At 55.5% G+C, this 11,727-nt stretch carries 11 protein-coding genes; 9 read left to right on the top strand and 2 right to left on the bottom strand.

Annotation, left to right across the window (positions count from 1 at the left end; all coding sequences use genetic code 11):
• Positions 1–183 precede the first annotated feature (183 nt).
• The 9 genes from RRY12_05595 to RRY12_05555 all read left to right on the top strand — a co-directional run bounded on the left by RRY12_05595 (position 184) and on the right by RRY12_05555 (position 8,897).
• Positions 184–795 (top strand): LysE family transporter, encoded by a 612-nt coding sequence (locus RRY12_05595; GenBank protein ID MEG2184129.1) that lies wholly within the window; start codon positions 184–186, stop codon positions 793–795.
• Between the two features lie 126 nt (positions 796–921).
• Positions 922–1,398, top strand: coding sequence for a transcriptional regulator NrdR (gene nrdR, locus RRY12_05590; GenBank protein MEG2184128.1), 477 nt, complete (start codon positions 922–924; stop codon positions 1,396–1,398).
• Positions 1,391–3,508 carry an anaerobic ribonucleoside-triphosphate reductase gene (gene nrdD / locus RRY12_05585; GenBank protein MEG2184127.1) on the top strand — a complete coding sequence of 706 codons (2,118 nt, stop codon included), beginning with the start codon at positions 1,391–1,393 and terminating at the stop codon, positions 3,506–3,508. The genes nrdR and nrdD overlap by 8 nt, the downstream gene beginning before the upstream one ends.
• 4 nt (positions 3,509–3,512) lie before the next feature.
• Positions 3,513–4,205, top strand: coding sequence for an anaerobic ribonucleoside-triphosphate reductase activating protein (locus tag RRY12_05580; protein MEG2184126.1), 693 nt, complete (start codon positions 3,513–3,515; stop codon positions 4,203–4,205).
• Between the two features lie 70 nt (positions 4,206–4,275).
• Positions 4,276–5,406, top strand: coding sequence for an ABC transporter substrate-binding protein (locus tag RRY12_05575; protein MEG2184125.1), 1,131 nt, complete (start codon positions 4,276–4,278; stop codon positions 5,404–5,406).
• Between the two features lie 63 nt (positions 5,407–5,469).
• Positions 5,470–6,363, top strand: a complete 894-nt coding sequence (locus RRY12_05570; protein MEG2184124.1) for a branched-chain amino acid ABC transporter permease — start codon at positions 5,470–5,472, stop codon at positions 6,361–6,363.
• Positions 6,363–7,424, top strand: coding sequence for a branched-chain amino acid ABC transporter permease (locus tag RRY12_05565; protein MEG2184123.1), 1,062 nt, complete (start codon positions 6,363–6,365; stop codon positions 7,422–7,424). Before RRY12_05570 ends, RRY12_05565 begins: the two co-directional genes overlap by 1 nt.
• Positions 7,417–8,199: an ABC transporter ATP-binding protein gene (locus tag RRY12_05560; GenBank protein ID MEG2184122.1), complete on the top strand. Its 783-nt coding sequence runs from the start codon at positions 7,417–7,419 to the stop codon at positions 8,197–8,199. Before RRY12_05565 ends, RRY12_05560 begins: the two co-directional genes overlap by 8 nt.
• On the top strand, positions 8,193–8,897 hold the full coding sequence (locus tag RRY12_05555; protein ID MEG2184121.1) for an ABC transporter ATP-binding protein: 705 nt from the start codon (positions 8,193–8,195) through the stop codon (positions 8,895–8,897). The genes RRY12_05560 and RRY12_05555 overlap by 7 nt, the downstream gene beginning before the upstream one ends.
• Positions 8,898–8,961: 64 nt before the next feature.
• Here RRY12_05555 and RRY12_05550 read toward each other — a convergent pair whose 3' ends face one another.
• Both RRY12_05550 and RRY12_05545 read right to left on the bottom strand, forming a co-directional pair.
• Positions 8,962–10,359 (bottom strand): TIGR00366 family protein, encoded by a 1,398-nt coding sequence (locus RRY12_05550; GenBank protein MEG2184120.1) that lies wholly within the window; start codon positions 10,357–10,359, stop codon positions 8,962–8,964.
• Between the two features lie 146 nt (positions 10,360–10,505).
• Positions 10,506–11,693 carry an amidohydrolase gene (locus RRY12_05545; protein MEG2184119.1) on the bottom strand — a complete coding sequence of 396 codons (1,188 nt, stop codon included), beginning with the start codon at positions 11,691–11,693 and terminating at the stop codon, positions 10,506–10,508.
• Positions 11,694–11,727 lie beyond the last annotated feature (34 nt).

Genomic DNA, 11,727 nt, shown 5'->3' with positions numbered 1-11,727 from the left:
TAACCTTCCTCCTTGAGGAATTTAAATAATATTTTTAAAAGATATACTTAATTTACGCTCGCGTCAAGCAAATGAAGATCATGGCGCGGCCTGCGTTTTGATTTAAGCTGCTGGTTAGAGACAAAACCGCCCCGTCAAATTATAATTCAGAGCGGCATTGATTGATAAAGGGCGTGTTTTTGTATGGGGAATTTTATTCAGGGATTGATTATGGGGCTTGCGTACGTTGCGCCCATCGGGCTGCAAAATCTTTTTGTCATCAACACGGCGCTGACGCAGCCGAAAAAGCGTCTTTGCATGACGGTGCTGATAGTTATTTTCTTTGACGTGACTCTCGCCCTCGCCTGTTTTTTCGGCATAGGCGCTGTGATGGAGCGCTCAAAGCTGCTTGAAACGCTCGTTTTGTTTGTCGGAAGCGTCATAGTCGTCTACATAGGCTTTTCTTTGCTGCGCGCGAAAAGTTCGATGAGCGGCATGGCGAATGTCGATATGCCGCTTTGGAAGGTCGTCTCCACCGCCTGCGTCGTCACCTGGTTCAATCCGCAGGCGCTCATAGACGGTACGATGATGCTTGGCGCCTTCAAAGCGTCGCTGCCTCCGGCCGAGGGCGTCAAATTTATATGGGGCGTGGCCGTTGCCTCATGCCTCTGGTTTACCTCGGTGAGCGCCGTCATCTCTTTTTTCAGCGCGAAGTTCACGGACAAAACGCTGCGAATTATAAACATCGTATGCGGCGCCGTCATTATTTTTTATGGCGCGAAACTCTTCTGGAATTTTATTCAGCTGGTGATGTAGGCCGTTTTTCAAAGATAATCCTGCCGCCTCATTGCGCGCGGTTTTTGCGCAAATCATGGGGCACAACTCTACATATAGTGTTATAATGATTTAGCTGAACAGATATAGCGGCTGGAGGAATATAAAATGAGATGCCCCGTATGCGGAGCTCCCGAAACTAGAGTCATTGAAACGCGAAACGCCGACGAGGGGCGCGTCAACAGAAGGCGGCGCGAATGCCCTGAGTGCCAGAGCCGCTTTACCACATACGAGAGGCTTGAAGAAAAAAGCTACCTCTGGGTCGTCAAGAAGGACGGACGCCGTGAGGCCTTCGACCGCGACAAGCTCATTCGCGGATTTCAGCACGCCTGTGAAAAACTGCCGGTCGCGCTTGAAACGCTGGAGGCGGCCGCGGCCAGGATAGAAGAACAGGTGCGCGCCTCCGGGCAGGGCGAGGTATCGACCACGACGCTCGGCGAACGCGCGGCGGAGGAGCTCCGCAAGATAAATAAAGTGGCTTACGTCAGATTTGCATCGGTTTACAGAGAATTTACGGATATTTCGAGCTTTACGAACGAGATTACAAGGCTCTTGGAGGACAAGGAGGCGCACCGAAATGAATAACGACAACAATTTTGGCAGACAGGGAAGCCTGTTCAACGCTTATGGAGAATCTACCGACCTCGCGCTTATGGTCGACGCTCTTGCGCAGGAGGAACGTTCCCCCTGGGACGCAAGCAGGATACGCGACGCGCTGATCGTGGAGGCCGGCACGGAGCCTTCGACGGCCGAGGCCATCGCCATAGAGGTTGAAGAGGAGCTGCTGAAATACGGGCGCACCAACGTCACAACCTCCATCATCCGCGACATGGTAAATGTGAAGCTCTTCCAGCGCGGCCTCGACGCGAAGCTGGCGGATCACTCGCGCATAGGCCTCCCCGTGCACGACCTTGAAACGATGATGTTCAATAAAAATAAAGAAAACAGCAACACCAGCCACAATCCGGAGTCTATAAACCTCTCCATCGCGGAGATGGTGCTTAAAGAATACGCGCTGACGAAGGTCTTTTCAAAGGACGTAGCCGAGGCGCATCTTCGCGGCGACATCCATCTGCACGACCTTGGAATGGTGGACCGCCCCTACTGCTCTGGGCAGAGCGTGGCCTACACCGCGCGCTACGGTCTGAACATCCCTTCGATAACGAGCGTCTCAAACCCCGCAAAGCACGCGGACGTGCTGCTTGCGCACATGCTTAAGATGACCTCCGTGCTTCAGAACCATTTCGCGGGCGCAATAGGCTGGGACGCAGTCAATATGTACTTCGCGCCGTACACTGTAGGCTGGGAGTACGACCAGTACCTACAGCTTGCGCAGCAGCTCATCTTTGAGTTCAACCAGCTTGCGGGCGGCCGCGGCGGCCAGGTGGCCTTCACGGACGTCAACCTCTATTACGAGATACCGAACCACTTCCGCGACGTGCCGGCGATAGGGCCGGGCGGCAAATTCACCGGCAAGACCTACGCCGCGTACGACAAAGAATCCAAGATGTTCCTGCACGCGCTCTTTGACGTTTATATGAAGGGCGACAGCCGCGGCCAGCCATTTTTCTTCCCGAAGCCGCTGCTGCACATCACCGACTACTTCTTTAAGGAAGAGGGCTGGGAGGAATGTCTCAACCATTCGTGCCGCCTCGCCTCTGAGAAGGGAAACACCTATTACGTCTTCGACCGCGGCGGCGTGGCCAAGCTCTCAGAGTGCTGCCGGCTCTCCTTCGAGCTTACGCCGGAGGACCTGAACGAGGCGAAACACCCGTGGAAGATGCGTTACTGCGCTCTGCAAAACGTCACGCTCAACCTTCCGCGCGCCGCCTACAAGGCAAACGGCGACGACGAGGCGCTCTTTGACATCATCGACGAAGAGATGGAGCTTGTCGCAAAGGCGCATCTGCAAAAGCGCGCCTTCATAAAGAACATACTCGACCTCGGCATAAAGGGGCCGCTTGCCGCGCTCTGCGTCTCGCACGACGACGAACCGTACCTTCGTATGCGCAAGGCAAGCCACCTGATAGGGATACTGGGCCTCAACGAGATGGTCGAGGCGATGACGGGAAGCCAGCTGCATGAAAGCGAAGAGGCCGAGAAATTGGGCCGCGCCGTAATTCAGTACATGGACCTCAAATGCCAGCAGCTTTCGGAACGCTACGGCCTGAAAATAGTGCTTGAACAGACGCCGGCAGAGAGCACAGCGCTTCGCTTCGCCAAGCTCGACCTGCGCGCCTATCCCGACATCGCCAAAAAATATATCAAGGGCAGCATGGAGACGGGCGAGATATATTACACAAACAGTACGCACCTGAACTACAAACTTGTTCAGGACCCGATAGACAAAGTGATGCGAGAAGGCGAGCTTCACCCGATGATAAAGGCGGGGGCCATCACGCACGTCTGGATGGGCGAGCACAAGCCCGACCCGGCCGCTCTTGCCTCGTTTGTGATGAAGACCTTCAAGTATTCCGAAAACGCGCAGGTGGCGTTCAGCCCTGAATTTACAATCTGCAATGAATGCTGCCACATGGAGCGCGGCCTTCTCGACCACTGCTCGCTATGCGGCTCGGAGGACGTAGACGGCATCACGCGCGTGACCGGCTACTTTACGCGCACCTCGTCGTGGAACGCCGGAAAGCGCGGAGAGCTGAAAGACCGGGCGCGGCGCGCCGTAACGATGCCGGAATAGCCGGATGGCGGAACTGGATCTGGATATAAAGGCGGGAGGGTATCTTCCCGCCTCTTTTTTAGACTGGGAGGGCCATGTCGCGGCGGTCATCTTCACTCTCGGCTGCAATTTCCGCTGTCCGTGGTGTCATAACGGCGAGCTTGCGCTCTTTCGCGCGGACGAGCTTTCGATATCATATATACTCGCCGACATCAAAAGACGCGCTAAATTCCTGGACGGCGTAGTAATAAGCGGCGGCGAACCCGCCGTCTGGCCCGGCCTCGGGCGCCTTATTGACGAACTGCGCGCAATGCCGCTTTCAGTAAAGCTTGACACAAACGGCTCCATGCCTCAGGTGATAAAAAGGCTACTAGCGGCGGGCGCGCTCTCACACGTCGCGATGGACGTAAAGGCGCCGTTTGACGTCCGCGCCTACGAACGGCTTACGAGAACTGAAGTCGACATCGACGCCCTCAAAAAATCAGTTGAGATAATAAAAGCGGAGTCGCCCTCGTACGAGTTTCGCACCACATACGTTCCGGCGCTCCACACCCTCTCCGACCTTCAAAAGATACAAGAGCAGCTTTGCGACGACGAGCACTGGTCGATACAGCTCTTCAAGCCAAACGGCTGCCTCGACCCCGCCTTTTTAGACGAAAGGGCCGCAAGCGCCGATGATTTAAGTAAGATTTTTAAAAATGTTAAAATTCGCGGCTGATATATGAGCGGTTATAGGGTATAATGCCTTAATGTTTCGTTTACCCAAGTAAAAGGAGATGTGTGAGAGAATGAAGAAACTTGTAATGGCTTTTTCAATGGTTCTTGTCATGGCTGGAATGGCTATGGCGGCGGAGACTATCAAAGTCGGCGTCTATCTTCCTATCACCGGAGGCAACGCCATCGGCGGACAGCTTGAACTTGACGGCGTAAAGCTGGCTCAGAAACTGAATCCCACAGTTGACGGCAAGAAGATCGAACTTGTAGTCGTCGACAACAAAAGCGACAAGGTCGAAGCGGCGAACGCTGTGAAGCGCCTCGTCGAAAAAGACAAAGTAAACGCGATAATCGGCACCTACGGCTCATCGCTCGCTATGGCGGGCGGCGAAGTGGCGGAGAAGGCCCACGTTCCTATGGTAGGCACCTCCTGCACGAACCCTCTCGTAACGCAGGGCAAGAAATACGTCTTCCGCGTCTGCTTCATCGACCCCTTCCAGGGCTCGGGCGCAGCGGACTACGCCTTTAAAGAACTGAAGGCGAAGAACGCGGCGATGCTCATCGAAGTTACCGAAGACTACAGCGTAGGCCTTGGCAACTTCTTCAAAAAGAGCTTCACGAAGCTCGGCGGCAAAATCGTCTCCGTCATGAACTATCAGAAGGGCGACCAGGACTTCACCGCGCAGCTTACAGAGATAATCAGCAAGAACCCCGACGTTCTCTACATCCCCGCCAACTTTGCGGAGGGCGCCATCATCATGCGTCAGGCGAGAGAACTTGGAGCTAAGTTCGCCATCCTTGGCGGAGATGCGATGGACAACCCCGAGATCGTGAAAATAGGCGGAGATTCCGTTGAGAATTTCAGCTACACCACATTCGCCTACTCGCCCAACATGCCCGCGAAGCTCATGAGCCCCGTGCAGAAGAAATTCACGGCCGAATGGAAAAAGGCAAACCCCACGAAAGACCCCAACGCACTCACAGCCTGCGGATATGACGCCTACATGCTCATCTACAACGCAATAAAGAGCGCGAAGAGCGCGGCTCCCGAGAAAATAGCGGCTGCGATCGCAGCCACGAAGGATATGCCCGGAGTCACAGGCATGACTACTATCAACAAATCACATGACGCCGAAAAATCTATCGGCATCATCAAAATCATCAAAGGCAAACAGGTATTCCACGCTATAGTCAATCCTAAGTAAGACGAACCATTCGTTGAGGGGGGTGAAAACTCCCCTCATTTCTGCCGACAAAGGGGAAAAATTATGACTTCTGATATGATGATCCAGCATTTCTTCAACGCGCTCATGCTGGGCAGCCTCTACGGCCTCATAGCCATCGGATATACGATGGTCTACGGCATTTTGCGCCTCATTAACTTCGCCCACGGCGACATTTTTATGATAAGCACCTATTTTGTCTTTCTTGCGATAACGGTGATGCACCTTCCGTGGATACCCGCCGTCCTCCTTTCGATAGCGGGCACCGCGATTTTCGGCGTGCTCATAGACCGCGTCGCCTACCGCCCGCTGCGCTCCGCGCCGCGAATCTCCGCGCTCATCTCCGCGATAGGCGTTTCGTTCTTCATTGAAAATCTTTGCCTCGTCCTCTTCACAGGAGTGCCGAAGCCCATGCCGCGCTTTGAGCCGCTAGTGCGCGTCATGCAGATAGGCAACGTCAGGATACTGCCGCTTGCAATATTCGTGCCCATCATATCCTTCATGCTGGTGGGCGCGCTCATCTGGATGCTCTACCGCACAAAGCCGGGCCTTGCGATGCGCGCCATCTCGCGCGACATTGAAACGACGCGTCTCATGGGCGTCAAGGTAGACCGCATAATCGCACTCACCTTCGCCATCGGCTCCGCGCTTGCCGCCTGCGCCGGCATCATGTGGGCGCTGCGCTATCCGCAGATACATCCGTTCATGGGGATATTCCCCGGCCTCAAAGCCTTCATCGCGGCCGTGCTCGGCGGCATAGGCTCCGTACAGGGAGCCATGATAGGCGGCCTTCTGCTCGGCTTCATGGAGATAATGCTGGTCGCCGTCTTCCCGGCGCTTTCCGGCTACCGCGACGCCTTCGCCTTCGTGCTGCTCATACTGATCCTCTTTTATAGACCGACCGGCCTCATGGGCGAGAAGCTGGAGGATAAAATATAATGAAAAATTCTACGAAAATCGCTCTGAACACGCTCTGTCTTGCGGCGCTCGCTCTCTTTCTCTGGTGGGCGCAGGGCAATCTTGACGGATACAAAATACAGGTGCTGAACCTCATCGCCGTAAACGCGATACTCGCGGTCAGCCTCAACCTCATCTACGGATTCACGGGCCTCTTCTCTCTGGCGCACGCTGGATTCATGGCCATCGGAGCCTACGTCACGGCTATACTCATCCTGCCCGCCGCGCAGAAAGAGATGATGTACATTCTTGAGCCCATTATTTGGCCCTTCTCCGTAATGCAGGCGCCGTTCTTCATAGCCGTCGTAGCCGGCGGCCTCGTAGCCGCAGTAGTCGGCCTCTTCATCGCGCTTCCCTGCCTCCGTCTTGGCGGAGACTATCTCGGCATAGCGACGCTCGGCTTCGGCGAAATAATCCGCGTGCTGCTCACCAACATGACGCCCGTCACAAACGGCGCGCTTGGGCTAAAAGGCATCCCCGGATACGCAAACCTCGGATGGAATTATTTCTGGTGCGTCGTCACCTGTTATGTGATATTAAAACTGCTCTCCAGCAACTTCGGCAACACGCTGCGCGCCGTGCGCGACGACGAGGTCGCGGCGAAGGCGATGGGTATAAACACCTTCCGCACGCGCACCATCTCATTCGTCATCGGCGCCTTCTTCGCCGGCGTCGGCGGCTCGCTGATGGGCAGCCTCATAACTACGATAGACCCGAAGATGTTCAACTTCCAGCTCACCTTCAACATACTGATGTTCGTAGTAGTGGGCGGCCTCGGCTCCATCACCGGATCGCTTGTGGGCACGGTTGTCATCACTGTGCTGCTTGAATGGCTCCGCTTCGTTGAAGACTCCATCACCTTCGGCTCGTATGTGTTCCCCGGCATCCCCGGCATGAGGATGCTCATCTTCTCGATACTGCTGCTCTTCATCATCCTCTATCGCCGAGAGGGCATCATAGGCGGCTACGAGTTTAGCTGGGACAGCGTTTCGCGGCTTTGGAGCCGCGTCTTTAAAGGAAAGGGTGAGCGGGCCAATGGCTGATACCATCTTAAAGACCGAAAACGTAATGATAAAATTCGGCGGCCTCACCGCCGTCAGCGGCTTTGACATCGAAGTCGAGCGCGGCTCAATAACGAGCCTCATAGGCCCAAACGGCGCGGGAAAGACTACCTGCTTCAACATAATCACAGGCTTTTACAAGCCCACAGAAGGCCGCGTCCTCTTTGAAGGGCGCGACATCACGCCGCTTGAACCGCACATCGTCTGCAAAACCGGCATCGCGCGCACCTTCCAGAATATTAGGCTCTTCACCGGCGGCACCGTGCTGCAAAACGTCATGACCGCCTGCTGGGTGCGCCAGAAAACTCCGTGGTGGAGCGCGCCGCTCCAGCTTCCGTCGTTCCGCCGCGAAGAACGCGAGATCCGCGACCGTTCGATGTGCCTGCTTGATGCGGTAGGCCTTGCAAAATTCGCGGACGAAGTAGCCACAGGCCTGCCCTACGGCGCGCAGCGCAGACTTGAAATATCGCGCGCGCTCGCCACGGAGCCCAAGCTGCTGCTGCTTGACGAGCCGGCGGCGGGGATGAACCCTCAGGAAAGCGGAGAACTGATGGACTTCATCCGCAGCATCCGCGACCAGTTCAAAGTGACGATACTGATGATAGAGCACGACATGAAGGTTGTCATGGGCGTCTCCGAATGGATACGCGTGCTAGACTACGGCCTTCTCATAGCCGAAGGGACGCCGGCCGACATCCGCTCGAACCCGAAGGTCATAGAGGCCTATCTTGGCAAGGAGGCTGCGGCAAAATGCTGAAGGTTGAAAATCTGTCTGTCAGCTACGGAGGCATACACGCCGTCCGCGGCATATCGCTTGAAGTGCCGGAAGGCAAAATAGTGACGCTCATAGGAGCGAACGGCGCCGGCAAAAGCAGCACGCTGCGCGCGATAGCGGGCCTCGTCCAAAACAAGTCCGGCTCAGTCACGTGGGACGAAAAACACCTGCTGGGCCTCAAACCGGAAAATATCCTTGAACACGGCGTCGCGCTCTGCCCCGAAGGCCGAAGGATATTCCCGCACCTCACGGTGCTGGAGAACTTAAAACTAGGCGGCTACTCCTGCAAAACAAAAAACGAAGAAGAGGCCGGGATAGAACGCGCCTTCACGCTCTTTCCGAGGCTGAAGGAGCGCTCCTGGCAGAAGGGCGGCACGCTATCAGGCGGCGAACAGCAGATGCTTGCGGTCGGGCGCGCCCTGATGAGCGACCCTCAGCTCATAATGCTCGACGAACCGTCAATGGGACTCGCCCCGATACTGGTGGAAGAGGTATTTGAGATAATCCGCCACATAAACGCAGAAGGCAAGACCGTCCTGCTCGTTGAGCAAAACGCCTTCGCCGCGCTTAAAATAGCCGACTACGCCTACGTCCTCGAAGTTGGAGAGATATCTCTGCAAGGCAAAGGCGCAGAACTTCTGACAGACCCAAGAGTGATAAGCGCCTACCTCGGAGGATGACCCGAAACGCAAAACAAGGCCGGCCATTTGGCCGGCCTTGTGCTTTTTATAATGGTAAAAATTGTTATTTGTAGCCTATAAATATCGCAAGCACTATGAGCGACGCCTGCACGAGGAATACGATGCAGAAACGGGGGATGAGCCACTTCAGCCATTTGGCGTACGGAATGTTCGCTATCCCGCAGAAGACCGCGGCAAAGGCCGTAGGCCACAGAATATTTGAGAAGCCGTCGCCGAACTGGAAGGCGAGCACCGCCACCTGGCGCGATATGCCAAGGAGGTCGGCAAGCGGGCCCATTATCGGCATCGTCGTAGCCGCCTGTCCCGAGCCTGACGGGATGAAGAAGTTGATCAGCGTCTGTACGATGAGCATTCCTACGCCTGCGAGCCACTTAGGCAGCATCGAAAGAGGAATGAACATCGCGTTTATAAGAGTGTCGACGATCCCGCCGGCCTGCAGCGTCACCAGTATGCCGCGGGCGATACCTATCATAAGCGCGCCGTAGGCGATATCTTTGAATCCGGCCGCCATTGTCTTTGCTATCTTGTCAGGCCCCCATCCCGCGATAAAGCCGCAGAGGATGCCCATTCCAAGCAGCAGTCCGGCAAGTTCGTCAAGATACCAGCCCCAGTTGAGGACGGCAAGCACCATAAGGACTATTGTGGCAAGTCCGGTCAGCAGTATCAGCTTGTGGCGGCCCGTCATCTTGAGGTTCGAGAGGTCGGACTCATCAAGGCTGAAATCGCCGCAGGGTATGCCGTAGACGACGCTCGCCTTCGGGTTCGCCTTGACTTTGGCGGCGTACTGCATGATTATCCCGATGCTTATCGAGGTCATTATAAACCAGCAGAAGAAACGGTAGCCGATGCCGGAGAAGAGCGGAAGCTCTGCAAACTGCTGGGCGATTCCTACGTTGAACGGGTTGGTGAACGATCCGCTGTAGCCAAGCCCTACGCCCATAGCGACTATCGCCATGCCGGTGATAGCGTCATAGCCGAGCGCCATAGCCAGCGCTACGAATATAGGCGTGAAGCTGAGCGCCTCTTCAAACATTCCATAGGTGCCGCCGGCGAAGGCGAAGAGAAATACGAAGATAGGGATTATCATTATCCGGTATTTGTCCTTCGTCATTTGCAGCATTCTTGAAATGCCGGCGTGGATTGCGCCCGAGGCGATGATGACCATAAGCGCGGCGTATGAAATAAAAACGAAGAACACCGTGCTTGCCGCGTTGATAAGTCCCTTTTCCACGTTGACAAGAATGTCGAAGGGCATCACCGGCGTCTGCGCTATGTGATGGTAGGTGCCGGGCACGATGGTCATCGTGCCGGCCGCGTTCTTCACGCGCTCGAATATGCCCGCTGGCACAAACCACGACGCGGCGGCCGCAACGATTATAATCAAAAATAATAGTACGTAAGTATCCGGTATCTTGATGCGTTTGCTCTCTTTGTCGCTCATCTTTAGGTCCCCTTTTGTTGTAGTGTTGAAAACGCTGATGATATATGCCGTTTCTGGTATAACATTCCAATGTCAAAGTTGCATCAAAGAACAGAGCGCGATACGTCAAAAACTGTCGCCCCGCGTTAAAAGCGGGGCGGCCCAGACTAAATCGAAGCTTTAAATTCCGCCTTCATACGCGCCCGCAGCGCGTCGTCCGCGAATACCTTGATGCACATGTCGGTTATGATGCGCGCGCCCTTTATCATATTTTCGTGGCCTTCGCCGCTTACCGCGGCCGCCGCGAATTCCCTAGTGTGCAGGTCGAGCTTCTGCTCGCAGATGGCAAGCTCCGGCTGGATGGCGGGGCATCTGTAGGAGACGTTGCCTACGTCGGTGGAGCCTGTCGGCAGATGTCCGTGCGTGCAGCTTACGCCGTATTCCGCCATAGTCTCTTCGGCCATCTTTTCCGCGGTAAGGTTTGGCAGCATCGCGTCGAAGCTTCCCATGAATTTTGCATAGGAGACCTCTGTCCGCGTGGCGATAGCCGCGCCGCGCGCGCATTCAAACATCGCCTGCGTCAGTTCGGCAAGCATCTGTTTTTCGGGAGCGCGCGTTTCGACCTGGCACACGGCAAGGTCTGGAATGATGTTCACCGCGCCCTTCACCTCTTTGATTATGGCGTGCATACGGCAGTAATCGTGCATGTGCAGACGCAGCATGTTCAAAGCCTCCATAAAGAGGATCATGCCGTTTTGCGCGCTGCGGCCGCACCACGGAGAGGCGGCCGAATGGGAGGTCTGCCCCTTGAACGTGACGGTGTAGCCGTCTATCCCAAGCGACCTGTAATCGGCGAAGCTTTCACCGCCGAAGGCGTGTATCATAACGGCGAAATCCACGTCGTCAAATACGCCGTCGTCCGCCATCTTCACCTTCGCTCCGTCGTCCTCTTCGGCGGGAGTTCCTACGACTCGCACCTCGCCGCCAAGTTCCTCAATGACTTCGCCAAGCGCAATGCCGGCGTAAAGGGCCATCGTGCCGTGGTTGTTATGCCCGCAGGCGTGCCCTATCTCCGGCAGCGCGTCATATTCCACCATCACTGCGACGACAGGCCTCTCGGCGCCCGCGCAGGAGGCGGTTTTTTTTGCCATGAAGGCCGTTTCGATCCCGTCAAAAGGATATTCCACGTCAAAGCCCGCCGTCTTCAGCTTTTCCGCCATAAGACGGCTTGCTTCGTATTCTTTAGATGAAAGTTCCGGATGCTCCCCAAGATAATCGCAGAAGCCGATCATCTCTTCCCGATTGTCCGTTATATATTTTTGTGCAGTCTCAAATGCCCTCTTTGCGTCCTTCAAATGATACCGCCCCCTGTAATTGATATGATGCTAT

This window comes from Cloacibacillus sp. (assembly GCA_036655895.1).
Taxonomy (GTDB): domain Bacteria; phylum Synergistota; class Synergistia; order Synergistales; family Synergistaceae; genus JAVVPF01.
Note: the sequence above shows the minus strand (reverse complement) of the source record. Positions and strands in the feature narration are given on the sequence as shown.